The organism is Thermoanaerobaculia bacterium (assembly GCA_018057705.1).
GTDB lineage: Bacteria > Acidobacteriota > Thermoanaerobaculia > Multivoradales > JAGPDF01 > JAGPDF01.
In genome coordinates this window covers 50393-76133 of sequence record JAGPDF010000012.1, presented here as the reverse complement: position 1 = coordinate 76133, position 25741 = coordinate 50393, and the positions used below count along the sequence as shown (strand labels likewise).

The 25741-nt window shown below is 68.5% G+C and carries 25 protein-coding genes; 8 read left to right on the top strand and 17 right to left on the bottom strand.

Annotation, left to right across the window (positions count from 1 at the left end):
* Window positions 1-10 precede the first annotated feature (10 nt).
* From atpG to KBI44_05910, 9 genes are all read right to left on the bottom strand, one after another.
* A complete protein-coding gene (gene atpG / locus KBI44_05950; GenBank protein ID MBP9144008.1) occupies window positions 11-892 on the bottom strand; it encodes an ATP synthase F1 subunit gamma in 882 nt (293 codons plus the stop codon).
* A 4-nt stretch (window positions 893-896) separates the two neighbouring features.
* A complete protein-coding gene (gene atpA, locus KBI44_05945; GenBank protein ID MBP9144007.1) occupies window positions 897-2645 on the bottom strand; it encodes a F0F1 ATP synthase subunit alpha in 1749 nt (582 codons plus the stop codon).
* Window positions 2646-2648: 3 nt separating this feature from the next.
* Entirely contained in the window at window positions 2649-3269 is a 621-nt protein-coding gene (gene atpH / locus KBI44_05940; GenBank protein ID MBP9144006.1) for an ATP synthase F1 subunit delta, read from the bottom strand.
* 1 nt (window position 3270) lies between these two features.
* On the bottom strand, window positions 3271-3855 hold the full coding sequence (atpF, locus tag KBI44_05935; protein MBP9144005.1) for a F0F1 ATP synthase subunit B: 585 nt from the start codon (window positions 3853-3855) through the stop codon (window positions 3271-3273).
* A gap of 20 nt (window positions 3856-3875) precedes the next feature.
* Window positions 3876-4151, bottom strand: a complete 276-nt coding sequence (atpE, locus tag KBI44_05930) for an ATP synthase F0 subunit C (GenBank protein ID MBP9144004.1) — start codon at window positions 4149-4151, stop codon at window positions 3876-3878.
* A gap of 115 nt (window positions 4152-4266) precedes the next feature.
* Complete coding sequence (gene atpB, locus KBI44_05925; protein MBP9144003.1) at window positions 4267-5148, bottom strand: F0F1 ATP synthase subunit A; 882 nt, start codon at window positions 5146-5148, stop codon at window positions 4267-4269.
* A gap of 31 nt (window positions 5149-5179) precedes the next feature.
* Window positions 5180-5617, bottom strand: a complete 438-nt coding sequence (locus KBI44_05920) for a hypothetical protein (protein MBP9144002.1) — start codon at window positions 5615-5617, stop codon at window positions 5180-5182.
* Complete coding sequence (locus KBI44_05915; GenBank protein MBP9144001.1) at window positions 5614-5901, bottom strand: AtpZ/AtpI family protein; 288 nt, start codon at window positions 5899-5901, stop codon at window positions 5614-5616. The genes KBI44_05920 and KBI44_05915 overlap by 4 nt, the downstream gene beginning before the upstream one ends.
* 160 nt (window positions 5902-6061) lie before the next feature.
* The gene (locus KBI44_05910; GenBank protein ID MBP9144000.1) at window positions 6062-6475 is read right to left on the bottom strand and encodes a hypothetical protein; all 414 of its coding nucleotides are present in this window, start codon (window positions 6473-6475) and stop codon (window positions 6062-6064) included.
* Window positions 6476-6623: 148 nt separating this feature from the next.
* On the opposite strand from KBI44_05910, the gene KBI44_05905 reads away from it, so the two are divergent.
* The 5 genes from KBI44_05905 (at window position 6624) to KBI44_05885 (ending at window position 11747) form a co-directional block, all read left to right on the top strand.
* On the top strand, window positions 6624-8171 hold the full coding sequence (locus KBI44_05905; GenBank protein MBP9143999.1) for an acyl-CoA carboxylase subunit beta: 1548 nt from the start codon (window positions 6624-6626) through the stop codon (window positions 8169-8171).
* A gap of 107 nt (window positions 8172-8278) precedes the next feature.
* Window positions 8279-8629, top strand: a complete 351-nt coding sequence (locus KBI44_05900) for a hypothetical protein (GenBank protein MBP9143998.1) — start codon at window positions 8279-8281, stop codon at window positions 8627-8629.
* A 13-nt stretch (window positions 8630-8642) separates the two neighbouring features.
* Window positions 8643-9080, top strand: coding sequence for a ribose 5-phosphate isomerase B (rpiB, locus tag KBI44_05895; GenBank protein MBP9143997.1), 438 nt, complete (start codon window positions 8643-8645; stop codon window positions 9078-9080).
* Window positions 9077-10387, top strand: coding sequence for a serine hydroxymethyltransferase (locus KBI44_05890; GenBank protein ID MBP9143996.1), 1311 nt, complete (start codon window positions 9077-9079; stop codon window positions 10385-10387). The genes rpiB and KBI44_05890 overlap by 4 nt, the downstream gene beginning before the upstream one ends.
* The gene (locus KBI44_05885) at window positions 10341-11747 is read left to right on the top strand and encodes a 3-deoxy-7-phosphoheptulonate synthase class II (protein ID MBP9143995.1); all 1407 of its coding nucleotides are present in this window, start codon (window positions 10341-10343) and stop codon (window positions 11745-11747) included. The genes KBI44_05890 and KBI44_05885 overlap by 47 nt, the downstream gene beginning before the upstream one ends.
* Here KBI44_05885 and KBI44_05880 read toward each other — a convergent pair.
* From KBI44_05880 to KBI44_05860, 5 genes are all read right to left on the bottom strand, one after another.
* Window positions 11744-13540, bottom strand: a complete 1797-nt coding sequence (locus KBI44_05880) for a hypothetical protein (protein ID MBP9143994.1) — start codon at window positions 13538-13540, stop codon at window positions 11744-11746. The two genes, KBI44_05885 and KBI44_05880, sit on opposite strands and share 4 nt — an antisense overlap.
* A 55-nt stretch (window positions 13541-13595) precedes the next feature.
* Window positions 13596-14924, bottom strand: coding sequence for a bifunctional folylpolyglutamate synthase/dihydrofolate synthase (locus tag KBI44_05875; GenBank protein MBP9143993.1), 1329 nt, complete (start codon window positions 14922-14924; stop codon window positions 13596-13598).
* Window positions 14925-14953: 29 nt separating this feature from the next.
* Window positions 14954-15799, bottom strand: a complete 846-nt coding sequence (locus KBI44_05870; protein MBP9143992.1) for an acetyl-CoA carboxylase carboxyltransferase subunit beta — start codon at window positions 15797-15799, stop codon at window positions 14954-14956.
* Between the two features lie 151 nt (window positions 15800-15950).
* Entirely contained in the window at window positions 15951-16184 is a 234-nt protein-coding gene (locus KBI44_05865) for a hypothetical protein (GenBank protein MBP9143991.1), read from the bottom strand.
* Window positions 16185-16193: 9 nt separating this feature from the next.
* The gene (locus tag KBI44_05860; GenBank protein MBP9143990.1) at window positions 16194-19241 is read right to left on the bottom strand and encodes a TonB family protein; all 3048 of its coding nucleotides are present in this window, start codon (window positions 19239-19241) and stop codon (window positions 16194-16196) included.
* 167 nt (window positions 19242-19408) lie between these two features.
* On the opposite strand from KBI44_05860, the gene ruvC reads away from it, so the two are divergent.
* The 3 genes from ruvC to KBI44_05845 all read left to right on the top strand — a co-directional run bounded on the left by ruvC (window position 19409) and on the right by KBI44_05845 (window position 22425).
* Window positions 19409-19915 carry a crossover junction endodeoxyribonuclease RuvC gene (gene ruvC / locus KBI44_05855; protein MBP9143989.1) on the top strand — a complete coding sequence of 169 codons (507 nt, stop codon included), beginning with the start codon at window positions 19409-19411 and terminating at the stop codon, window positions 19913-19915.
* 113 nt (window positions 19916-20028) lie between these two features.
* Window positions 20029-20850 (top strand): DUF4388 domain-containing protein, encoded by an 822-nt coding sequence (locus KBI44_05850; GenBank protein MBP9143988.1) that lies wholly within the window; start codon window positions 20029-20031, stop codon window positions 20848-20850.
* Between the two features lie 222 nt (window positions 20851-21072).
* Window positions 21073-22425 carry an OmpA family protein gene (locus KBI44_05845; GenBank protein MBP9143987.1) on the top strand — a complete coding sequence of 451 codons (1353 nt, stop codon included), beginning with the start codon at window positions 21073-21075 and terminating at the stop codon, window positions 22423-22425.
* A 127-nt stretch (window positions 22426-22552) separates the two neighbouring features.
* Here the strand turns inward: KBI44_05845 and KBI44_05840 are convergent, their stop codons facing one another.
* From KBI44_05840 to gatB, 3 genes are read right to left on the bottom strand one after another with little or no spacing between them, the layout of a single operon-like run.
* The gene (locus KBI44_05840; protein MBP9143986.1) at window positions 22553-23464 is read right to left on the bottom strand and encodes a permease-like cell division protein FtsX; all 912 of its coding nucleotides are present in this window, start codon (window positions 23462-23464) and stop codon (window positions 22553-22555) included.
* On the bottom strand, window positions 23461-24213 hold the full coding sequence (ftsE, locus tag KBI44_05835) for a cell division ATP-binding protein FtsE (GenBank protein MBP9143985.1): 753 nt from the start codon (window positions 24211-24213) through the stop codon (window positions 23461-23463). Before ftsE ends, KBI44_05840 begins: the two co-directional genes overlap by 4 nt.
* Window positions 24214-24267: 54 nt before the next feature.
* Window positions 24268-25728: an Asp-tRNA(Asn)/Glu-tRNA(Gln) amidotransferase subunit GatB gene (gene gatB, locus KBI44_05830; GenBank protein MBP9143984.1), complete on the bottom strand. Its 1461-nt coding sequence runs from the start codon at window positions 25726-25728 to the stop codon at window positions 24268-24270.
* Window positions 25729-25741: the final 13 nt, after the last annotated feature.

The window sequence follows — 25741 nt, the reverse complement described above, 5'->3', positions numbered from 1 at the left end:
CCGGACAGCGTCAGGCGAGCGCGTTCGCGCCGCCGACGATGTCGAGCAGTTCCATGGTGATTTGCGTCTGGCGCGCCCGGTTGTACTGGCGGCTCAGGGTCTTGATCATCTCTTCGGAGGCCTCGGTCGCCGCCTTCATCGCGACCATCCGGGCGATCTGCTCGGAGACCGCGGCGTCGAGAAAGGCCTGGAAGAGCCGGATGCGCGCCACCGCGGGCAGCAGGTCGTCGAGCAGCGCTCCGGGCTCCGGACGGAACTCGTAGTCGACCGCCCTGGCCTTGGCGCCCCCGGAACCGGCCGGCGGGGCCGTCGGGGCCAGAGGGAGGAGCTGGATCGTCTCGGGCCGCTGCTTGCTGGCCGAGTAGAAGCGCATGTAGGTCACGTGAACCGCGGAGATCTCGCCGTCCAGGAAGCGCCGGATGAGCGTGTTGGCCAGCGGCTCGACCTGCTCGAAACGCGGCGGGTCGCTGATCTCGGCCTCGGGCGGGGTGAAGGCCATCTTGATGAACTTGAAGTAGGCCAGGCCCTTCTTGCCGTGGACCGACACCTCGGAAGGCGCAGCACCCAGCCGGCGCTCTTCGAGGAAGCCCAGAGCGGTGCGCAGGATGCTCGAGTTGTAGCCGCCGCAGAGGCCACGGCTCGAGGTCAGCACGAGCACTGCCGCCGGAGCGGACGGGTTCCGGGTCTTGAGCAGCGGATGGTCGAGGCCGTCGCCGGCGCGTGCCAGATCGGCCACCAGCTCGGCGAGCTTCTCGGTGTAGGGCCGAGAGGCCACGGCGCGGTTGAAGGCCGCCTGGAACCTGGCGGTCGCGATCAGCTGCATCGTCCGCGTGATCTTGCGGATGTTGCGGATCGACTTGCGTCGCTTGACGAGGACGCGGCGGTTCGCCATGACCCTAGGCCGGCCTCTTGGCGGCGCCCGCCAGGTTCGTCGCTACGTACTGGCCCCTGAAGTTGTGGAGCACGTCGAGCAACTTCTTGGCGAGCGCCTCCGGCAGGTCGCCGGTCTTCTCCATCTCCTGGAGGATCTCCGGGAACTCGTGGCGCACATGCGCGAGCATCGCGCTCTCGAAGGCCAGAACACCCGAAACCGGGATGTCGTCGAGCACGCCCTGGGTGCCGGCGAAGATCGAGATCACCTGTTCGAAGGTCGGCAGCGGGCGGAACTGCGGCTGCTTCAGGAGCTCGACCATGCGCTTGCCGCGGTCGAGCTGCTTCTGCGTCGCGGTGTCGAGGTCGGTGCCCAGCTGCGAGAAAGCCTCCAGGGCGCGGAACGACGCGAGGTCGAGCCGCAGGGAGCCGGCGAACTTCTTCATCGCCTTGCGCTGGGCGTTGCCGCCGACGCGCGACACCGAGATGCCGACGTTCACCGCCGGCCGGACGCCGGCGAAGAAGAGATCGGGCTCGAGGTAGATCTGGCCGTCGGTGATCGAGATCACGTTGGTCGGAATGTAGGCCGAAACCTCGCCTTCGAGGGTCTCGATGATCGGCAGCGCCGTCATCGAACCGCCCGAGTCGGGAAAGCGGTGCACCCGGAACTTGTCCTTGTCCGGCAGCGTCGCGAGGAATGCTTCGGCGGTGTGCTTGCCGTGCGGGCGGTGATAGAGGCCGATCTCGTCGTCGGGCCGCACCTCGACCGGAGCGGCGAGCCCCTGCGGGTGCCGCTTCACCTTGGAGCGATCCGTGAGATCCGCCGGCGCGTCCTTCGGCACGATGCCGTACTCGTCGCGCAGCTTGACCGAACGCTCCAGCAACCGGGAGTGGAGATAGAAGACGTCGCCGGGGTAGGCCTCGCGGCCGGGCGGACGCCGCAGCAGGAGCGACAGCTGCCGGTACGACGCCGCCTGCTTCGACAGGTCGTCGTAGACGCAGAGCGTGGCCTTGCCCTGCTGGTACATGAAGTACTCGGCCATCGCTGCGCCGGCGTAGGGGGCGATGTACTGCAGCGGCGCAGGATCAGCGGAGGAGGCCGACACGACGATCGTGTAGTCCATGGCGCCGTGCTCGCGGAGCTTCTCGACCAGGCCGACGACCGTCGACTCCTTCTGGCCGACCGCGACGTAGACGCAGATCACGCCGGCGCCCTTCTGGTTGAGGATGGCGTCGATCGCGATCGCGGTCTTGCCGGTCTTGCGGTCGCCGATGATCAGCTCGCGCTGGCCGCGGCCGATCGGAATCATCGAGTCGATGGCCTTCAAGCCCGTCTGCAGCGGCTCGGTGACCGGCTGGCGCTGGGCGATGCCGGGAGCCTTGAACTCGAGCGGGCGGCGATGCGGAGTTTCGATCACACCGAGGCCGTCGAGCGGCCGGCCGAGCGGGTCGACGATGCGGCCGATCATGGCCTCGCCGCAGGGCACGGAGACGAGCTCGCCGGTGCGGCGGACCTCGTCGCCCTCCTTGATCCCGAGGTACTCGCCGAGGATGACGATGCCGACCGAGCTCTCTTCGAGGTTGAAGACCTGGCCCATGGAGCCGTTCGAGAAGGCGATCAGCTCGCCCGACTTGGCATTCGAAAGCCCGTAGACCTGGGCGATGCCGTCACCGACCTCGAGGACCTTGCCGGTCTCGGTGAGATCGACACTCTGCCGATACTGCTGAATCTCTTCGCTGATGACCGAAGAGATCTCGTCGACCCTGAATCGCATCCTTCAAACTCCTCGCGAAGACTCTTCGCTGTTGTGTATGTAGTCCTGAAGCCTGGGCAGCTCGCGCGAACCGCGGGCCGCAAAGGCGCCGAGAAGCAGCTCGAGCTCCCGGGCGACGCTGTCGTCGAACTTGTCGTCGCCGACGCGCACGACCAGGCCGCCAAGTAGGGCCGGATCGACCTTCTCGACGAGCTGGGCACTGCGTCCGGCGAACTTCCCTGCCGCGGCGACCAGGTTCTGGCGCAGCTCCGGCGAGAGCGGCACGGCGCTCGTGACCCGCACTTCGACCTGGTTCTTGCTCGTCATCCAGGTGTCGTGAAAAGCGGCCGCGACGAAGCGCACCAGTCCGAGCCGTCCTTTGCTCCGCATCACCTGGAGCGAATCGACGAACAGGTCGCTCGCCTTGCCGCGAAAGCTCTTCTCGATCAGCTGGCGCTTCTCCTCGTTCTTGACGAGGGGGCTCGCCATCACGGCCTTCAAGTCCTTGTCGCGGTCGAGCAGCTCGACCAGGCCGCGCCACTCCTCGAGCATGGCGTCCTCGACGCCGCGACTCGCGGCGAGGCTGAAGACCGCGTCGCTCCAGACGCGGGCGAGCGACTGTTCCTCGGCCTGGCTGCTTGCCATCTCAGTTCCTCTTTCCGTCGGCGAGCGCCTGAATCGAGTCGCGAATCAGCCGATCGTGGTCGGCGGGGTTGATCTCGCGCTCGAGGATCTTGCCCGCGACGTCGGTGGTGAGCCGCGCCGTGAGCACGTAGAGCTCCTTGACGGCGGTCTCCTGGGCGATCTTGATCTCGCGCCGGGCGCGCTCGATCGTTCGGTTTGCCTCCACCTGGGTCTCCTCCTGGAAGCGCCGCTTGAGCGCCTCGGAGTCCCGGCGAGCCTCTTCGACGATCGCCGTGGCCTCGGCGCGCGCCGAGACCAGCTTGTCGGAGTACTCCTTGAGACGGGCCTCGGCCGCTTCGCGGTCGGCCTTCGCCTGGGTGAGCGAGGTGCGGATGAACTCCTCGCGCTGCTGGAGTCCGCCGAGAATCGGCTTCCAGGCGAACTTGCCGAGCACCAGGACCACCAGTCCGAAGATGACCAGCGTCCACAGGGCGTTGCCGATGTTGCCTTCGAAAGGCCCGCCCTGCCCGCCCTCTTCCGACGCCAGAAGAGGCGCGGCAGAAAGAGCGAACGTGGTAGCCAGCTGAAGCGTGCGTTCGATCTTCATTCGATCGGTGGCAGCGGGCGTTAGAGCGCCGCCAGCAGGCCGACGACGACGGCGAACAGGGTCGCGCCTTCGATCATCGCGGCGGTGACGATCATCGCGGTGTTGATCTGGCCGGCGGCTTCCGGCTGGCGGGCCATCGCTTCGGTGGCGCTGCCGCCGACGCGGCCGATGCCGAGACCGCAGCCGATCACGGCGAGGCCGGCGCCGATCGCGCCGCCCATCTTGCCGAGACCGGAGGACGAGGCCGCGGCCGCGCCGGCATCTCCCTCGGCGGCGAACGCGGCGGGGGCGAACATCAGGACGAAACCAACGGCGACGAGCATCAGGACGAGCCGGGCGGAGTTCTTGCGGTTCATTTTGAGCTTCCTTTCGTGGTCGGAGGGTGGTCGAAAGTTGCGGGCGGACGTGGAATCAGTGGGCGGCTGCTTCTTCGTGGTGCTCGTGGTGTTCGTCGTGCTCATCGTGATGCACGTTCACCGACATGCCGATGAAGAGGGCGGTCAAGAACGTGAAGATGAAGGCCTGCAGGAAGGCGACGAAGACCTCGAGGAGCGTGATGGCCACGCTGCCGGCGACGATGACCGAGGTCACGGCGAGACCTGCGCCGGTGCCGAGCGCCTGGACAGCCGAGAAGATCAGGCCGAGCAGGACGCCGAGCAGGATGTGGCCGGCGATCATGTTGGCGAAGAGTCGGACGGCGAGCGCGAAGGTCTTGGCGCCGAGGCCGATGATCTCGACCGGAATCAGCAGCGGGGCGAGCCAGAGCGGGCCGGGACAGAAGTGCTTGATGTAGGCCATGCCGCCGAAGCGCAGGCCGTTCACGACCATCAGGATGAGGGTGAGGATGGCGAGGGTCGCCGTCACCCAGATGTTGCCGGTCGCCGCGCCGCCGATGTGGGTGCCGAAGAGCGCCGAAACCGGGTGCAGGGGAAGCAACCCCAGGAGGTTGATCGTGAGGACGAAGAAGAAGGCGCTCCAGACGTACTGGATGAAGCGGTCGGTATGCACACCCAGGACCGGCTCGGCGATCTCCTTGCGCAGGTACTGGCAGACCGTCTCGACGAAGTTCCCGAAGCCGGTGGGCACCAGGCGGCCGATCGGATCGGCACCGGCGCGTCGGCGCAGCAGGAGGGGAAACACGAACATCAGCAGCAGTCCGGCCACGATCATCATGACGATCTGATCGGAGAGCACCGTGATCACGCCCCGGGGAGTGAGCATTCCGAGGTCGGCGGGAAACTCCTTCAAAGGGTGCTGGATCACATGGCTGAGGGGATTTTCAGGTGCCATCATCCGGCAGGTCTCCGATCGTCCTTCGTGAAAGCTACGCCCGCTTCGCGCGCAGGCGGCTCAATAGCCACCAGGTTTCCACCGCGAGCAGCGCGACGTAGCTCGCGGCCAGCGTGAAGAGCAGTGCCCGTCGATCCCAGCGGCCGGCGAGGACCGCTCCCAAACCTGCCGTCAAGGCGACCAGCAGCCGGAAGAGGCTCGCCTTGCCGATGGCGGCGATGGGCGACCCGGTGACACGGCCAGCTGCCGCGGCTCCGTCCCCCGCCTTGCCGGCGATCTCCTGCGCCAGCGGCAGCGCGCCGGCGAGACTCCCCGCGAAGCTCGCGAGGCATCCTGCCCAGATGCTGCTGCCGGCCTCCGGCACTCCGAGCTGCGCCGCCACTACCTGGCCCAGAAGACAGAGCGCGAGGGTGGCCGCGGCGCCGACACCGGCGAAGCCCAGCCAGATCTCCGACGTCCGGGCTCCATTCACGGCTGCTCGCGTTCCTCTTTCGACTCCTGATCGAGCTCGCGAGCCTCCCGGGAGGCCGAGAGAGACGCCTTGATCAGGTTGTAGAACCCGCCAATGAGGCCGAGGAGCGCCCCGACCAGCAGGCCCCAGGGACTCGAATCGTAGTGCCGATCGATCCAGTAACCCAGGAGCGCGAACCCGCCCACGGCTGCGGCGAGCTCGACCCCGGTGCCCGCGAGCCGCATCCACGGCTGCCGGTCCTGGGGATCCTTAAGACGGCGCGGGTCGTTGCGTTCTTCGACCATGAGCCCCGATTCATTGAGCCCGAGGGCAAGCGCCTGGTTACTGGGGTCCGACTCGGTGAGCTGCGATCGCGCACATCTGCCGCGACGCAGCAAAGTCTAACAAAGGGCCACGGCCCGGGGCAAGGCGCCCGGGCCGGGTCGCCCGGGCGGGGCGCGCCCCTCAGGCAGCGGGGGGCGGGCTGTCGAGACCGAAGAGGGTCTTGACGGAGGGGCGGAAGAGCACGATGAGGGTGAAGACGCCGAGGACAGTCCCCAGCGGCGTGAAAGTGCAGGAGATCGCCGCCACGACGACGCAGAAGGTGTGCCGGCGGCGCTGGGCGAGAAAACGGGCGGCGAGGAAGAGGGCCAGAGCGTAGCCGACCGCGAAGACGAGGAAGAGCCCGCCCATTCCGGCCACGACGCAGCCGGCCAGCCGAGGACCGAAATCGCCGGACGGCCCGCCGCCCATGCCGGAGATCATTGCCAGGCCCATCCCGAAGTAGATCAGCGGAAGGAGCGAGACCAGCGAGCAGATGCCGGCGAGGACGTAGTGGAAGACCGAGAGCAGGTGGAGCTGTTCTTCGTCCTGGTTCATCGCAGGGGGATTCTGCTGCACATGGCTGCCGCTTGGCGATAGTCTTCCCGCACACGCCCCTGGCCAGCGAACGCAAACCGGGCGGGGGCGCCGGGCGGAGACTCCGCCCGGGCCGTCACGCTCCCTGTGGGCAGACTGAGGGCGATTCGTGCGCGAGCAACTGTTGACCGATCTCGAGAGACGCCTCGCGGCCTCCGCCGCCGGGGGCGGGGCGGAGCGCGTGGACCGCCAGCACAAGGACGGCAAGCTCACCGCCCGCGAACGGGTCGACCTGCTGCTCGACGCCGGGTCGTTCGTCGAGATCGACGCCTTGGTCACGCACCGCTGCCGCGACTTCGGCATGGAGGATCAGAAGATCCCCGGCGACGGGGTGGTCTGCGGCTACGGCACGATCGACGGCCGCCTGGTCTACCTCTTCGCCCAGGACTTCACGGTTTTCGGCGGGTCGCTGTCGGAGACCAACGCCGCCAAGATCTGCAAGGTGATGGATCTCGCGGTCGAAAACGGCGCGCCGGTCATCGGACTCAACGATTCGGGCGGCGCGCGGATCCAGGAGGGCGTGGTCTCCCTCGGCGGCTACGCCGACATCTTCCTCCGCAACACGCTCGCCTCGGGCGTCGTGCCCCAGATCTCGGCGATCATGGGTCCGTGCGCCGGCGGGGCGGTCTACTCGCCGGCGATCACCGATTTCATCCTGATGGTCGAGGGGACGAGCTACATGTTCGTCACCGGACCGGACGTGATCCGCACCGTCACTCACGAAGAGGTGACGAAAGAGGATCTGGGAGGGGCGGCGACCCACGCCGGCAAGAGCGGGGTGGCGCATTTCACCTACGGCAACGACGCCGCCTGCCTCATGGGGATCCGCGAGCTGCTCTCCTTCCTGCCTTCCAACAACATCGACGACCCTCCGGCCGGCAGGAGCGACGACGACCCGGACCGCGAATCGGAGCTCCTCGCCAAGCTGATTCCGGACGACCCGAACAAGCCCTACGACGTGCATCGGCTGATCGGCGAAGTGGTCGACGACGGCAAGTTCCTCGAGGTGCACGCCGCCTACGCGCGCAACCTGGTCGTCGGTTTCGCGCGACTCGCCAACCAGAGCGTCGGCATCGTCGCCAACCAGCCGAACTACCTCGCCGGGGTGCTCGACATCGACGCCTCCCTGAAGGGCGCCCGCTTCGTGCGCTTTTGCGACGCCTTCAACATTCCCCTGATCACCTTCGAGGACGTCCCCGGGTTCCTGCCCGGCACCCAGCAGGAGTATGGCGGGATCATCAAGCACGGCGCCAAGCTCCTCTATGCCTACGCCGAGGCGACCGTCCCCAAACTCACCGTGATCACACGCAAGGCCTACGGCGGCGCCTATTGCGTCATGGCCTCGAAGCACCTCCGGACGGACGTCAACCTCGCCTACCCATCGGCCGAGATCGCGGTCATGGGTCCCGAGGGCGCGGTCAACGTCCTCTTCAAACGCGAGCTCGAGAAGGCGGACTCTCCCGCCGAGGCACGCGCCGAGAAGGTGGCCCTCTATCGGGAGAAGTTCTCCAACCCCTACATCGCCGCCGAGCGGGGCTTCGTCGACGCGGTCATCGAACCGCGCAAGACCCGGCCGGCGCTCATCCGCGCCCTGCGCCAGCTGCGCAGCAAGCGCCAGTCCCTGCCGCCCAAGAAGCATGGCAATCTGCCGCTTTGATGCCGCTCCGGGAGCGCCCGCAAGCCCGGTTCGCTTGACAGTTGCGCCACCCTGCGGCAAGCTGCAGGGGCCTGTTATTCAACAATTGAAGTTGAGGAGAAGCCGTTATGCGTGAAAAAGATCGCGATCTCCGACGGCGGCGTCAACGCCGCCTCGAGCGTCTCAGACAGCGCAATCAGGAAGAGGTCGCCAAGCGCAAGACGGCGCGGACGGAGGGCTCGAAGCGGGCCCTGAAGCCGAACGAGAAGGAGACCGACGCCGCCGCCGCCGGAGCCGACAAGAAGGCGACGAAGAAGCCGGCAGCCAAGAAGCCCGCCGCGGATGCTGGCGCTGATGCCGGGGCCGCGGCCTCCGACTCCGCCGAGAAGAAGGTCCGCAAGGCGCCGGCCAAGAAGCCTGCCGCCAAGAAGGCCGAAGAGTCGACCCAGGAGACGATCCCGGAGACGGAAGGCAGCTGAGCCTGGCACCACCATGCGCATCGCGATCGGTGCCGATCACGCCGGCTACACCCTGAAAGACCATCTTCGTGCCCGCCTCGCGGAAGCCGGGCACGAGCTGCACGACGTCGGCGCCCACTCCGAAGTCTCGGTGGACTATCCGGATTTTGCTGCGGAGGTGGCGCGGGCGGTCGCCGCCGGCTCCGCCGAGCGCGGCATTCTGGTCTGCGGCTCAGGGATCGGCATGGCGATCGCCGCCAACCGCCACCGTGGCGTCCGCGCCGCCGCCTGCGTGGATCTCTATTCCGCCCGGCTCTGCCGGCAGCACAACGACGCCAACGTTCTCACCCTCGGCAGCCGCATCGTCGCGCCGCCGCTCGCGGAAGCGATCGTCGACCTCTTTCTCGCCACCCCATTCGAAGGCGGCCGCCACCAGCGCCGTGTCGCCAAGCTGGACGGAGACCCTGGATGATCGCTCGCCCGCTGGTCGAGGTGGACCCCGAAATCGCCGTCGAGATTGCCGCCGAAAAGGAGCGCCAGAACACCGGACTGGAGCTCATCGCTTCGGAGAACTTCGCCAGTCGCGCAGTGATGGAGGCCGCCGGCAGCGTCCTCACCAACAAGTATGCCGAGGGGTATCCGGGACGCCGCTACTACGGCGGCTGCGAAGTGGTCGACCGGGTCGAGACGCTGGCGATCGACCGCTTGAAGCGGCTCTTCGGCGCCGAGCACGCCAACGTGCAGCCGCACTCGGGCACTTCGGCGAACACTGCGGTCTACTTCGCCATGCTGCGCCCGGGCGACACCCTGATGGGGATGGACCTCTCCTGCGGCGGGCACCTCACCCACGGCCATCGCCTCTCCTATTCGGGCCGCGACTTCAACGTCGTCGCCTACGGCGTCGATCGCGCGACCGAGCGCATCGATTTCGACGAGGTCGAGCGGTTGGCGCTCGAGCACCGGCCGAAGCTCATCGTCTGCGGCGCTTCGGCCTACAGCCGGACGATCGATTTCGCGCGCTTTCGCGAGATCGCCGACCGCGCCGGCTCGCTCCTCATGGCGGACATCGCCCACATCGCCGGGCTGGTGGCCGCCGGGCTCCACCCCTCGCCGGTTCCGCACTGCCATTTCGTCACCTCGACGACCCACAAGACGCTGCGCGGACCGCGCGGCGGAGTGATCCTGTGCAGGCAGGAGTTCGCCAAGGAGATCGACCGGGCGGTCTTTCCCGGCCTTCAGGGCGGTCCGTTGATGCACATCATCGCTGCCAAGGCGGTGGCGTTCGAGGAAGCGCTCTCCGCAGGCTTCCGCGCCTATCAGGCGCAGGTCGTCGCCAACACCGCTACCCTGGCCGCGGCGCTCGCGGCGGAGGGCTTCCGGATCGTCTCGGGCGGCACCGACAATCACCTCTTCCTGATGGATGTCGCCAGCCGCGGTCTGACCGGAAAGGCGTCGGAGGGTGCGCTCGACGCCGCCCAGATCACGGTGAACAAGAACACGATCCCCTTCGATACCCAGTCCCCGATGGTCGCTTCCGGCGTCCGGGTCGGCACCGCCGCCGTCACGACGCGCGGCATGAAGGGCCCGGAGATGGGCGAGATCGCGCGGCTGATCTCCGAGGTCCTGGCGGCGCCCGAAGATACCGGGGTGCAGGCCGCGGTGCGCGAACGCGTGCGCCGGCTCTGCGCCCGCTTCCCGCTCTACACCCCCGCCGACACCGCCACCCCCTCCGATGCCGCTGCCGCCACTGGCGCCAACGCCCCCAGCCCCGCTCGTTGAAAAGCGGGAGGGCGTCGTGACCGGCTGGTCCCCCGATTCCTGGCGGCGCCTTCCGGCCGAGCAGCAGCCGGTCTACACGGATCCGGAAGCTGTGGAGGAGGTTTATCGCCAGCTGGCGTCTCTGCCGCCCCTGGTCACCTCCTGGGAGGTCGAAGCGCTCAAGAGCCAGCTCGCCGACGCCGCCGCCGGAAAGGCCTTTCTGCTGCAGGGGGGAGACTGCGCCGAGAGCTTCGCCGACTGCACCTCCGCGGTCATCGCCAACAAGCTCAAGGTCCTGCTGCAGATGAGCCTCGTGCTGGTGCACGGTTCGCAACGGCGGGTCATTCGCGTCGGGCGCTTCGCGGGCCAGTACGCCAAGCCGCGCTCGGCGGACCTCGAGGAGCAGGCCGGTGTGGCGCTCCCGGCCTACCGCGGCGATCTCATCAACCGTACGCCGTTCACCGCCGCCGACCGCGCGAGCGATCCGCAACTCCTCCTGCGCGGCTACGAGCGCGCCGCGCTGACGCTCAACTTCATCCGCGCCCTGGTGGACGGCGGCTTCGCCGACCTCCACCATCCCGAGTACTGGGACCTCGACTTCGTCCAGCACTCGCCGCTCGCCGAGGACTACCGGCGGATCGTCGCCGGTATCGGCGACTCGCTGCGCTTCATGGAGACCCTCGCCGGCCGGCAGGTGGGGGAGATGAACCGGGTCGACTTCTTCACCAGTCACGAGGGCCTGCATCTGCTCTATGAGCAGGCGCAGACCCGCAAGGTGCCGCATCGCGATGGCTGGTACAACCTCTCGACCCACTTTCCCTGGATCGGCATGCGCACCGCGAAGCTCGGCGGCGCCCATGTCGAGTACTTCCGCGGCATCGCCAATCCGGTCGCCGTCAAGATCGGTCCGGCAACGTCGGCGGAGGGGCTGCTCGAGCTCATCGATGTGCTCTCTCCGCACAACGAGCCTGGCCGGCTGACGCTCATTCACCGGTTCGGCGCGCGGGCGATCGCCGCCGGACTGCCGCCGCTCGTCGAGGCGGTCGAGCGCGCCGGCCGCCGCGTCGTCTGGTCCTGCGATCCGATGCACGGCAACACCGAGTCGACGCAGCTGGGCAGGAAGACCCGGCGCTTCGAGCACATCCTCGAGGAGCTCGAGCAGGCGTTCGCGATTCACCAGACGATCGGCTCGGTGCTGGGCGGCGTTCACCTCGAGCTCACCGGAGAGAACGTCACCGAATGCATCGGTGGCGCGCGCGGACTCGAGGCGGCGGGCCTCGAGCTCGCCTACCGCACCCAGGTCGACCCGCGCCTCAACTGCGAGCAGGCCCTCGAGATGGTCATGCGCATCGCCCGACGCATCGGCCCCCCACCGGCCTAGAGAGGGTTTGCGCGGCTCTCGCCGGCGTAGGGAAGCCGGATGGTGACGCGGGTGCCCTTGCCCGGTTCGCTCGCGATCGTCAGCGTTCCACCGAGCTGCGTGACGGCGCCATGGACTGCGGCGAGCCCGAGGCCGCCGCTCTGGCCGAAGGGCTTCGTGGTGAAGAAGGGCTCCAGAGCGTGGGCGAGGACTTCGGCGGGCATTCCCCGGCCTTCGTCCAGAACCTCGAGAGTGACGAGTCGGGGGGCCGAGGCGCTCTCGAGAGGCTCCGAAAGGGCCACGCTGACGCACAACCGGCCGCCGTTGGGCATCGCCTCCGTCGAGTTCGCCGCCAGGGAGAGGATGGCGCGCTCGATCTCTCCGCGATCGGCCATCACGGTGGCAGGCTCCGGGGCGAGCGCGAGCTCCAGGCGAATTGCAGATCCCGTGAGCGCACGCAGTTGGTTCTCGAGCGCACCGACGACCTCATTCAGATTCATGGGCCGCCTCGCCAACGCCTGCCTGCCGCCGACCGCGAGCAGGTCTTTCGTCAATCTCGCCGCCCGGCTCGCTGCGACGCTGATCTCCCGCACCGGTTCGAGGAGCTCCGGCCGGACTGCAGCCTCCCGTTCCAGGAGCTCGGCGTACCCCAGAACGATCGCGAGCTGGTTATTGAAGTCGTGCGCCACGCCTCCCGCCATCGTCGCGACCGCCTCGAGGCGTTCGGCGTTGCGCACGCGAAGACGCTCCTGATCGAGCTCGCGCTCGAGAGCGAGATGGCTTCGCTCCAGCCGCAACTGCTGCCACCAGGCAACGAGCAACACGCCTGCCATCGTCGCCAGGGCGACGGCCTCGCGCGGGTGCTGCGAACGCGCTCCGAGAAGGCCCGCGCCCGAGTACATAAAATGCACCAGCGGCACGATGAACGCGAAAGTCAGCAGTGGACTGCTGAACAGGACGCCGGGCGGTCCGGAGGCCGGCAATGGCGGCGCGGCGGACTCGCGCAGGCTCGCCGCGACGGCGACCGCGATCAGCACTCCGTACCAGAGAAAATCGGTCGCCGTGCCCGAGGCGTAGGTGTGGAGCCTGAGCCGGTCGAGCAGATCGAGCAGGTCGCCCAGTCCGAGCAGGGCCGTGGCGAGCAGCACGAGCGCGTAGGGCCAACGCCAGCTGCGGTCCTTCGTCGCCCGCACCTGGGTGGCCGCACGGGCGATGAGGGCGAAGTCGAGAGCGAGAAAAAGATAGAAGGCAGGGGCGCGACTGCCGAAGTCGGAGCGGTCGAGCAGATAGGGAATGAGGTCGAAGTAGGCCGTCATCCCGACGCCGAAGATGACGGTGCCGAGCGCGACGAGTCCCGCGCTGGCGTCGCGCTGCGCGGCGGCCCTCGGGGCATGCGGCGCCTTGGTCGTCGCCAGGAAGAGCTGGAGATAGAAGGCCACGAAGAGCCCGTCGTAGATCAGGCGCAGCTCCAGGGAGCCCTCCCCCCAGGCCGGTGTGAGAGAGAGCAGGAGGGCGGCGAGCCAACAGGCGAAGCCGCAGGCGATCCAACGCCAGAATCGCTGTTCCTGGAGCTCGGGCGCATGCCGTGAACGGGCGAAGGTGGCCGCCACGACCCAGAAGAGCAGCGGCACGAAGATCGGGCCCTCGCTCCAGGCCGAGAGCCGCGCAGGAGAGACGATCGGAAAGATGTAGAGGGAGACCAGCGCGAGCAGGAAGGCAAGTCCACAAACCAGGATGGGATCGCGAGCGCGTGGGCGGAGGATCGCCCGCACGGACCTGGCGTCGGACGGGGCGTCCTGGGGACGGGCTGTCAAGGCGCTCTCCGGACCCCATCCTCGCAGAATCGCGGCTTCGCCGTCGCGCCGTCGGTCAGCCCGAGGGTTCGGGGCGCGATCGCAGGAGGATCGTACGCAGCTCGCCGATCAGGAAGATCGAGCCGCACGCCACGACCAGGTGGGGCAGATGGGCCAAGTGGGGCGGCGCGGGCCGTGCGGGCTCGTCCGCGAGGGCGAGCTCGAGGGCCGCTTCGATACGCGCTTCGACGCGAACGCTCTTCGCTGCCGGCACGAGGGCGGCGAGTGTCGCCGGGTCGGCGGCGCGCGGCGAGGCCGGACGGGTCAGCACCACGCGACTGGCGCGCGCCGCGAGATCCGGCAGCATCTGCCCGAGGTCCTTGTCCGCCAGGGCGCCGAAGAGCAGGGTGAAGGGGCGGTCGAGCTCGTCGAGGAATTCGACCAGGGCCTTGCAACCGGCGGGATTGTGCGCGGCGTCGAGCAGCACGGTCGTGCCCGCGCCGGGCACGGGCAGCGCTTCGAGCCGGCCGGGCCACCGGCACGCCGCGACGCCGGCGACGATCGCGCCGGGCGGAAGCGTGGGCAGACCGGCCGCCGCGAACTGCTCGGCGGCGACGACCGCGGTCGCGACGTTCCAGGCCTGATGGCGTCCGGAGAGTGCGCTCTCGAGCTCGTAGCTGCGCTGCCGGGTCGTGAGGCGGATCCCCAGGCCGGCAAGGCCGCGAAAGCGCACAGCCATCGCGACGACCTCGTCGCCGACGTCGAGCGCCCGCGCGCCGCGCTTCCCGGCTTCGTCGGCGAGCGCCCGCGCGGCGTCGGGGAGCTGGGGAGAGAAGACCGCCGGCTGTCCGGTGCGCAGAACCCCGGCCTTCTCCCGCGCGATGGCGTCGAGAGTCGAGCCCAGGAACTCCTGATGGTCGAGTGCGATGGCGGTAACGACGGCGAGACGCCCATCGGCGAGGTTGGTGGCGTCGAGGCGCCCCCCCATACCGACCTCGAGGACGGAGAGGTCGACCTTCTGGCGCGCGAACTGGAGGAGGGCGCCGAGCGTCATCGCCTCGAAGTAGGTCGGACTCGCGTGGCCGAGCCGGGCGGCGGCGGCGAGGACCTCCTGCAGCAGATCGCCCAGCGCGGCGGCGTCGATCTCTCGCCCGCCGACCCGGATCCGTTCTTCGACCCGCTCGAGATGGGGCGAGGTGTAGAGCCCGGTCCGGAGGCCCGCGGCCTCGGCGATCGAGGCGAGCAGGGCGGAAACCGAACCCTTGCCGTTGGTGCCGGCGACGATGACCGCCGGCGTCGCGCGTTCGGGATGGCCGAGGGCGGCGGCGAGCTCGCGCAGGTGTTCGAGGCCGAGCCGGATGCCCCACTGCTCGAGTCCGAGGAGGATCTCGCGGGCCGAGGCCATGGGCGCTCGTTCGCCTCCGCGAAAGTCCGTCAGGCGAGGTGCCGCAGGCAGCGCGCGAGCGTCGCCTTGAGCTCGGGCCGCGGCACGACGAGGTCGAGGAAGCCGTGCTCGAGCAGGAACTCGCTGCGCTGGAACCCCTCGGGGAGGCTCTGTCGGATCGTCTGCTCGATGACGCGCGGTCCGGCGAAGCCGATGAGGGCGCCGGGCTCGGCGATGTTCAGGTCGCCCAGCATCGCGAACGATGCCGTGACGCCGCCGGTCGTCGGGTCGGTGAGCACCGAGATGTAGGGCACCCCGGCCTCGCGCAGGCGCATCAGGGCGGCCGAGATCTTCGCCATCTGCATGAGCGAGAGGATGCCCTCCTGCATGCGCGCCCCCCCCGAGGCCGAGACGATGATCAGCGGGAGCTTTCGATCACGAGCGGCCTCGGCGGCGCGGGTGAGCTTCTCGCCGACGACGGAGCCCATCGAGCCGCCCATGAACCGGTAGTCCATGACCGCGAGCACCACGGGCATCTCTTCGATGGCTCCGGCGACGACGATCGCGGCATCGGCGACGCCGAGGGCCTTCTGGTAGGCCTTCAGGCGGTCGGCGTAGCGCTTCGTGTCGGTGAATCCGAGCGGATCGGCGGGTACGACCTCGTCGAAGAGGGTCTTCGCACCCGGATCGTCGAGCAGCAGGGCGATGCGCGCCGGCGCGTCGATGCGGAAGTGGTAGCCGCACTTCGGGCAGATGCGGAGATTGCGCTCGAGCTCTTTCGAGTAGACGATCTCCCGGCAACCGTCGCAGCGCAGCCAGAGACCCTCCGGCACCGTGCTGCGCTCGCGCGATTCACGGACGGCTTTCGGCTTCTTGTCTTTCTTGAACCAGGCCATGTCGGGTTCGGGGATCGGGGATCGGGTCCGCTAGATCGGGCCACCCGCCGCAAGAATGCTGACGGAGGAAACGACAGAGGCGCCGGTCGACGATTCGATCGGCGCCCCTGGCGGATCCGGAATGCGCGGACCCGTTAGCAGACGAACGGGCTCAGATTTCGGCTGCGCCCTCTTCCTCCGCCTCGAGGTCGTTCGGAATTCCGAGACGAAGGCAGGCGGCGTCGTACATCTGGCGCGCGGCCTTCTTCGCGTTCTGCAGCTGGGCGAGCTTCTCCTTCACCTTGGCGAGCTCGTCCTCGATCTGACGATCGAGATCCGAAATCTCCTGCTTGGTGACGGAGAGGGTGTTCTCGTAGAACTTCCGCTGTTGGTCGTTCAGGCTCATGCGTTCTCCTTACAGCTTGAACGGAATCTTGAGTTGGTACCACATCTTCACCCGCACGCCAGACTTGGTGGCGGGACTGAACACCGCAGACTTTGCTGCCGCGACCGCCGCTTCGTTGATGCCGACCTTCTGCGACACTCCGCTTTCGAGGCGCGTTTCCGCGACTCGGCCGGTCTCGTCGACCAGCAGGGACACGATGACTGTCCCCTCCACTTTCATGCGTCGAGCCATCGCAGGATACTCTGGTTTCGTGAGGCTGACAAGAACTGGCGGCTTCACTCCGGCGCCCGGCCGGACGAGATCGCCTTCCTTGACCAGCGGCGCCGCCGGCGCCGCTGGCGGCGCTTCGACGACCGGCTCGGCGGCGGGCGGCGCGACCACCTCGGGCTCGGCCGGGGCGGGTGCCGGTGCCGTCTCGACCGGGACTTCCTGCGCGACCGGCGGTGCGGCCGCGACGGTCGCCGGCGCTTGCGCGGCCGCCGGCGGCTTGGTGTTCAGCTTGTCGAGCTCGGCCTTGCGGCGCGCGAGCTCCTCTTCGTATTTCCGCTTGAGCTCTTCCTCGCGCCGCTTGACCTCGTCGCTCACCAACTGGTCGACGTTCTGTCCTGCGGCGGGTGCCGCTGCCGGCGGCGCGGCCGGCACCTCGGACACCGTGGTCGCGGGCGCCGCGGGAGTGCCGGCCTCGCTGGTTCCCGCAGTGCCTGTGGCATTCGCGACGTCCTGCGTCGGCGCCGCGATCTCGGTCGCCGCGGGCGGGGTCGAGGGTGCGGACGCCTTACCGCGGCCGAGCGCGAAGTAGGCGATGAGGCCGGCGGCCGCGACGCCTCCGATGGCGATCCAGAGCATCTTGCCGCTGCGTCCAGCGTCGGGCTCTTCGATCTTCGAGACGCCGGTCGGAGCCACGACCGCGACCTCCGGCTGCCGCCCCGGCACCGCCGCTGACGGGGGGGCGGCGGCGCTGCGCGCGGCGGGAGCTGGCGCGATCGACGGCAGTGCCCCCGAGAAGGCCGGAGCCGCACCTGCCGCGGCTTCGGCGGCGAAGAGCTGGTGCAGGTAAACGCCGAGGTCCGCCTGCGAAGGCGCCGGCTTGAGCGAGGCGAGAATGCCGTCGATTTCGCGTTGCATCTCGCCGGCCGAGGAGAAGCGGTCGTCGGGATCGCGCGCCAGTGCCTTGAGAACCAGCGCGTTCACCTCCAGCGGCAGCCTCGGGTCGAGATCCCGCGGCGCCTGGATCCGGCCCTCGCGCACGGCGTCGAGGACCGACATCTCGCTTTCGCCGGAGAAGAGCCTCCTGCCGGTCAGCATCTCGAACAGCAGCGAGCCGAGCGAGAAGATGTCGGAACGCGCATCGACGGGGCGTCCCCAGGCCTGCTCGGGGGACATGTACTGGAGCTTGCCTTTGAGAGCGCCCATCTGGGTCTTCGACGCTTTGGTGACCGCCTTGACGATCCCGAAGTCGCAGAGCTTGATGTCGCCTTCGTAACTGATCAGGACATTCTGGGGCGAGACGTCGCGATGCACGAGGCCCAGGGCCCGGCCTTCGAAGTCCTTCTGCCGGTGCGCATGATCGAGCGCCGAGGCGAGCCGCGAACCGACCAGCAGAGCCAGGCCGAGCGGCAGCGGGCGGCTTTCGGCGCGCGCGCTGTTCAGGATCGAGCGCAGGTCCTTGCCGTCCACGAACTCCATTGCGATGAAATAGTCGTCGCCGATCTTGCCGAGGTCGTAGATGTGGATGATGTTGTTGTGATTGAGCTGGGCGGCGAGCTTCGCCTCGTCGATGAACATCGTGACGAAGTCGGAGCTGTCGGTGAGGTGGGGCAGGATCTTCTTGATCGCGACCGTCTTCTGGAAACCCTCGACGCCTTTCATCCGCGCCTTCCAGACCTCCGCCATGCCGCCGACGGCGATCCGCTCGAGCAGCGTGTACTGCCCGAACTCACTCGACGGCGGCTGCAGGAAGGAGGGCTGGATGGAGATCTTCTGGGTGGCGAAACCCTCCTTGGCGGCGGGCCGTGCCGAAGGCGTGCTCTCCCTGGCGCGCGGCTTGGCAAGCTCATCGAGCTGGGCCAGGTCGATCTCCCGGCTCTGCTTGCGCGCCGCGGGCGCGGCCATGGCGGGCGTCGCCGGAGTGGCCGGCGGTTTGGGCGCCGCGGGCGGCGTGGGAGCGGGGGGCTTGGCGGCCGGGGGGGGCACCACAGCCGGCGGAGGGACGAGCGGGATCGCCGCCGTGGCTGCCGCGGGCGGCGCAGCGGGTGGTGTGGACGGCGCGGGTGGCGCCGGCTCTGGCTTCGCGGTGACTGCGGGGGGGGGCGCAGGGGCGGGCGTGGGCCGTGGCGCCGGCGCGGGGCTCGCCGGCGCGGCCGGGGTCGCCGCCTTGATCGACTTCTTCGGCATGTCGAGACCGGAGAGCGTCCGCGTCAGCATGTCGTCGATCTGCGTCGAAGCCTTCTTGGGCGGCGCGGCGACCGGCCGGTCGTCCTTCGTCAAACCGGAGAGGGTGCGCTCGAGGCGCTGCTCCATCTCCAGCGATCGCGCGCCGGCAACCGGAGCGACCGGCGCCGGCGCCGGTCGGGGGGCGGCCTCGGGGCTCTTCGCCGGCAGCACGCCCTCGACCTCGTTTTCGACTTCGGCGAGCAGGTCGCCGAACAGCTCGTGCGAGGTCAGCCTCTTCGGGTCGGCATCGACCTCGGTCTCGCTCTTGCGCGGCGTGCGCGCGCTGCTCGCGACACGGCGCGCGAGCTGCCGAAGGTCCTTCTCGGTGAACGGCTTGATCAGCGACTCGTCGGCTTCGAGATGCCCCAGGTCTTTGCCCACGATCTCTGGCAGGAGCGCGATCGATCCCGGTCCGCCCTGGGCCCGCGAAAAGCTGCGCAGCATCTCTGGAGCACCCGGCAACTCGGCGTTGACGATGACGAGCTGCGGGGCGCGATCCGCCACTGCGGCCACCGCGGCTTCACAGCTCGAGACGACTTCCACCTGCCAGCCGTCCGAGCCGAGGCCGTCGCGCACGCGCTCAGCGTGGCGGCCTTCCGATTCAACGACGAGGATCAACGACATCGGAACTCCCTCAAGAGACGTTGCGGCAGTTCTAACACTCTGACTCCAGCGAGTCAATCAGCGCGTCGCTGCGATCCGCTGATTCCTGAGGGGTTTAGCGTAGGATGATCGCTCCGTGCGGAGGGCCTCTGCCGGCGCTCAGGCGGATCCCCGGCGAACGCGATCTCATGCTCATCCTCGGACTCGACCCTGGCAGCCTGCACACAGGCTATGGACTCATCGATTGCCGCGCCGGCACGGCGCGGGCGGTCGCCGCGGGTCGATGGTCGGCGCCGCCGAAGCTCGCTGTCGCCGATCGGCTGAAGATCCTCGCCGACGGTCTCGACGAGCTGCTGCAGCGTTTCCGGCCCGACTTTGCCGCCCTGGAGCGGCCTTTCCACGGCGTCAACTCGCGCTCGGTGATCGTCCTCGCCGAAGCGCGGGGCGCGCTGCTCGTCACCCTCGCGCGCGGCGGCCTGCGGGTCGAGGAGTACTCCCCCGCGGAGGTCAAGAGCGCGGTCACCGGCAGCGGGCGGGCCGAGAAGGGCCAGGTCGCGCGAATGGTCGGGCTCCTCCTCGGAGTCGCGACGGGCGCCTTTCCTGCCGATGCGACCGACGCCCTCGCCGTGGCGTTGTGCTCTTCACAACGGCAGAGTCTGCGTCGCCTGACGGAGCCTGAAGGTGTCCCTAAGTAGTGCCTGTTCAGGTGCTTAGGCGCTCGCCGCGCTTGACCGGTTTTTTTTCGCTGTGCTACGCTTCGACTCTCGACGATCAGGCGCAAGTGCAGCCGACGTAGTGACGGGGGATCGTGGCCTTTCAAGGTTCGCTTCGTGAGTTGCCGCTGCCCGACATCATTCAGTTGGTGGCGGTATCGGGGAAGACCGGGGTCTTCACGCTGAAGAACGGCGCGGAGGCCGGAAAGATCTTTCTTCGCAAGGGCCAGATCGTGCATGCCGTCGTGAGCACGCTCGTCGGGGAGCATGCGGTCTACGAGCTGGCGCGCTGGCAGCAGGGCGAGTTCCTCTTCACCCCCGGAACCGAATCGGAAGTCGAGTCGATCGACAAGTCGAACACCAACCTCCTCATGGAGGCAGCGCGGCAGATCGACGAATGGAAGATTCTCTCCAAGAAGATCGGCTCGACCCGCATGGTCCCGGTGTTCGCTCCGCAGGAGGGGCTGAGCTCGGTTTCCTTCTCGCCCTCGGAGTGGGCGGTGGTCTCCAAGGTGGACGAGCGCCGCAACATCGACGAGATCGCAGCCGGCCTGGGGCACGGCGCCTTCGAAGTCTGCAAGGTCATCTACGGCATGCTCACCGCCGGAGTGCTGGCGCTGCGCGAGGATCTCCGGCGCCTGCCGCTCGATCGCCTGCAGCGGATGTCACCCGACGAGCAGGTGCGGGTAGCGGAACAGATCTACCGTTTCGGGCAGCAGTTGATGACCGGCCAGGAGCGCGGCGGCCAGCTCGATGGCGCGCTTCGGTTGTTCCGGGCCGAGATGGAGTCCGGGCGCGGCGCCGACGCCGTGCTGGACCTGGTTCGCGCTTGCGAGAAGGTGGTTTCGGCGCAGCTCGGCCCGAACCAGGCCAAGACCTTCCTCGATCGGGTCGGACAGCTCCTGCAGCCCGCTTGACTCCCTTCCCCCCGGGGTCTCGGAATTCCCCGGAACCTCTGCTTTCCCCGTCCCTTCCAGGTTGCCCGGCACCGGGCACGATTCGTGCGGAATGGCCCGAAGAGGCAGCTCTTTGAGGATCAGTTGGAGTTACAATAATTCGACGTCGGCAGATCCCAGGGGCTCAATTCGCCTTGGCAGTCTCTCGAACGATGCACTTTCCCGCTGTTTTCTGGAGGACGAATGAAGAAATTACCCATGATTCTGCTCCTGGTCGGCTCTTGCGTGGCTGGCCTTCCGGCCCTCGCACAGGTGTCGTCGGCCCCCACCGCGACCGGTGAGACGGGACTGTTCACCCTGATCGACGGCTGGACCCTGCCGCGCGGCGAATGGTCGCTCGGCTTCCAGTACAACAATTGGGATCGTCTCGTGGCGCCGGTGCCGGGCGGCGTCGCCGCGCCGCTCACCGACGACTGGGACTACGACTGGAACCGGCTGGGTGCCAGCGTCGGCTACGGTCTCTCCGACCGGTTCGAGCTCTCGCTGATGGTGCCGTACGAAGATTACTCGGCCTCCGACAACCGTCACCGTGGCTTCGTCAACGGCCGCGCCTTCGCCGATGACATCGAGGGCAGCGGCATCGGCAATGTCCGGGTCGGCGCCAAGTACCAGTTCTTCGGCGACGCGGATGCAGGCAAGGCGTTCTCCATGAACGCGTTCGTCGAGCTGCCGACGGGCGACGAGGATGAAGGCATCGTCACCGGCGACACCGGTTACGGCGTCGGTTTCAACTGGAACTTCGCTCACAACTGGCTGGCGAACGTCGGCTATCGCGATGCCGGTGACGCCAACAACTTCGACGTCTCCGAAGAGCTTCTGGCCGGCGTCGGCTACGCGGCCGCGATCAACGATCGCTTCGACTGGATCACCGAGCTCGCCGCGACCTTCTATCAGGGTGGCGACTCGAATGCGGACGACGCCTTCGACCTCACCACCGGCGGACGCTACTGGTTCGGCGAGAACCACACCTGGGCGGTCAACTTCGGACTCCGCCTCGAGCTGAACCAGCTCTCCGACACGGACGAGCACTGCCCGGTCGGCGGCCTCGTCGGCCTCACGCTGATGCCGGCCCGGTTCGTCCCGGTCGTCGAGCCGCCACCGGCTCCGGCGCCGCCGCCGCCGCCGCCCGCACCGGCGCCCGCGCCCGCACCGGCGCCCGCGCCCGCACCGGCTCCGCCGCCGCCGCCGGCTCCGACCGAGGTTCGTGAAGAGATCGCCTTCCCGAGCTCGAGTGAGCGCCTGTCGAACATCGCCAAGGCCAAGCTGGACGAGGTCGCGCTGCGCCTCAAGCAGAGCCCCGCAGCCACCGCGCTCATCATCGGTCACGCGGACAACCAGGGCAGCGACGCGGTCAATCAGGCTCTCGGCCTGCGCCGCGCCGAAGCAGCGAAGGCGTTCCTGGTGACCCGCCACCAGATCGACGGCAGTCGCATCGCGGTCGAGAGTCGGGGCAGCGCCGAACCGATCGCCGCGAACGACACCGAGGCCGGACGGGAGCAGAACCGGCGCGTCGTGATCGTGGTCACCCTGCCGTAAGTCGAATCGCCGACGGGCGAGGCGCGCCTCGCCCGTCAGATGTGGAGGGAAACCCCGCGGAGCCACTGTGCCGCGGGGTTTTTCTTTGTCCTCGTGATTCCATGGGCGAGGCATGCCTCGCCCGGATTCAGCTGCCGGGGGCTTCGAGGCTTTCGCGGGAGAGAGAGACGACGGCGCCGGCCCATCCGGCGAGCGCTCCGAAGGCGACCAGTGCGACGAGCTCGCCCGGGCTGAGGAAGTTGGCGCCGAGGGCGCCGGCGACCATCGAGCTCGCGACCCTGGGTTCGATCATCAGATGAACCGCGCCGAGCGCGCCCGCCGCCATCAGTCCGCCGAGCAGGCCCTGCAGGATACCCTCGAAGTAGAACGGGCCGCGGATGTAGAACTCGGTGGCGCCGACGAGGCGCATCACTGCGATCTCCTCGCGATAAAGGAAGGAGGTCAGCCGGACGACGCTCGCGATCGTGAATACCGAGGCGCCGAGCAGGATCGCCGCCAGGGTGATCCCCAGGCCGCGAATCAGGGCGAGCAGGGTCTCGATCTGGCTGATCCAGTCCTGATCGGCGTCGACCAGGGCGACCTCCGGTCGCGCCCGAAGCTCCTCGACCCAGGCAGAGAAGCGCGCGCTCTCGCCCGAAGGAACGGCTTCGAGCACCGCCTCGAACGAGTACGGCAGCGCCCCTTCGCCGCGCTCGGTGACGAGCTCCGCGAGGCTCGGGAAGGAGCGCTCGAAGCGTGTCCGAGCCGCTTCTGGAGTGATCTCCTCGAGGCTGCGGGTCCACGGCGCCTGTTCGATCAGCGCGCGCAGGCCGGCCCTCGAGGAGGCGTCGACCTCGGGCGCGAGGTAGACGACGAAGCGTGCCTCGGCGCGCCACTCGTGCACGGTGCGCGCGAGGTTCTTGCTCACCAGGAGGACCATTCCGGACAGGAAGAGGCTCACCGCGATGGTGAGGATCGCCAGCAGGCTCACGCGCAGGCTGCGCACGAGCCCGATGGCGGCCTCGCGCAGGAAGTATCCGAGCGCCTGCAGAAAACTCAACTGCCGTCCCCGGACGCCGCTCCCTCGCCAGTGACTTCCGCCGTCGCTCCGGGGGGCTCCTCTGCGCGCGGCGCGCTGCTGCGACGCGAGGGCCGATCGTCGACGACCTTGCCTTGCGCGAGTGTCAACACACGGTGCCCGACGCTCTCGATGAGTGCCCGGTCGTGGGTGGCGAACAGGACGGTGGTGCCGCGCAGGTGGATGTCGAGAAAGAGACGGACGATCTCCTGCGAGAGATCGTTGTCGAGATTGCCGGTCGGCTCGTCGGCGATCAGGATCTCGGGCTCGTTGATCAGCGCGCGCGCGATGGCGACCCGCTGCTTCTCTCCTCCCGAAAGCTGGCTGGGGAAGCTCGCCATGCGGTGCGAGAGTCCGACGCGGCGCAGCGCCTCGAACGCGACGCGTTTCTGCCGGCCGTGATCGAGTCCCAGGATACGGGGCAGAAAGGCGACGTTCTCGAAGATCGTCTTCCTCTCGATGAGGCGGAAGTCCTGGAAGACCACGCCGATCGTCCGGCGGAGAAACGGGATCTTGCCGCGCGGGATCAGGGAGACGTTGCGCCCGTTGACCAGGATCTGGCCGGAGCTCGGCACGTCCTCGCGGAAGATCAGCTTGAGCAGGGTCGTCTTGCCGGCCCCGCTCGCGCCGGTGATGAAACAGAACTCGCCGCGGGCGATCTCGAGATTGATGCCATCGAGCGCCGATTGTCCGGTCGGAAATCGCTTCGAGACGCCGAAGAACTGGATCACGCCCGGAGTCCTCCGGCGGCGGGGAAGGCCAGGCCGCCGGGTGCGCGCTGACAGTCAGGTCCCAGGGGTCGTCTCCTCGAGGAGCGCCGCGGTGAGGAGCTCCTGGACCCGCCGGGGCTCCGCCCTGCCTGCCGAGCGCTTCATCACCTGGCCGACGAGGAATCCGAGCACCTGTGTCCTGCCGGCGCGGAACTGGGCAGCCTGCTGGGGGCTCTCGCGCACGACTGCGTTCACCCACGCGGCGAGCTGCGATTCGTCGCGTACCTGGGCGAGGCCGAGCCGGTCCATCGCTTCGCGGGCCCCCTCGCCCGTCGTCCAGATCACGCCCAGCAGGTCGCGCGCGCCGCTCGAGGAGAGCTCGCCATTCTCGACCAACCGCACGATCTCCGCGAGTCGCGCCGGCTCGATCGCCAACTCGAGTCCCGCGCGGCGCTCGTTGAGCTCGCGCGCGAGGTCGTTGCGAACCCAGTTGGCGGCGGCGCGCGCCGAACCCGGGCAGCCCGCGACCACGGCTTCGAAGTAGTCGGCGAGCTCGCGGGCCGCGATCAGGTCGCGGGCCTCCGCCGGAGAGAGACCGAGCTCCCGCACGAACCGCTCGCGGCGCTTCCACGGCATCTCGGGAAGCGCCGCGCGCAGCCGAGCGAGACGCTCGGCCGAGAGGTGCAGCGCGGGCAGGTCGGGCTCGGGGAAATAGCGATAGTCGTGGGCGGCCTCCTTGCCGCGCAGCGAGCGCGACCGGCCGGCGTCGGCGTCGAATCCGCGCGTCTCCTGGGCCACATCCAGGCCTTCGTCGAGGCGAGCGGCCTGCCGTCCGATCTCGTACTCGATGGCGCGCGCGACATTCTTGAAGGAGTTCAGGTTCTTGATCTCGACTTTGGTTCCGAGACGGTCGTCCCCGGGGCGCCGGAGCGAAACGTTGGCGTCGCAGCGCAGCGAGCCCTCCTCCATGTTGCCGTCGCTCGCGCCGGTGAACATCAGGAGCTGATGGAGGCTGCGCAGGTAGTCCTCGGCCTCCGCAGAGCTCGCGATCTCGGGCTCGGAGACGATCTCGACGAGCGGCACGCCGCAGCGATTGAAATCCACGAGGCTCGCGTCCTCGAGGCGGCCGCCGCCGGGCCATTCGTGCAGGAGCTTGCCGGCGTCCTCCTCGAGATGCAGGCGATGGACTCGAATGGAGCGCGGGTGATCGGTGAGCGGAAGCGTGCCGCGCTCGGCGAGCGGCCGGTCGAACTGGCTGATCTGGTAGCCCTTGGGCAGATCGGCGTAGAAGTAGTTCTTGCGCGCGAAAACCGAAGCTCCGTGGACCTCGCAGTCGAGGGCGAGCGCCAACGTCGCCGCGAGCTCGATCGCGTGGCTATTGACGACCGGCAGAGTGCCGGGATAGCCGAGACAGACCGGGCAGACCAGGGTGTTGGGATCGGCGCCGAAACGGTTCTCGCAACGACAGAAGATCTTGCTTCGGGTCGAGAGGTGGACGTGCACCTCCAGCCCGATGACCGGCTCCCAAGCAAGCATGGCGCGAGTGTAT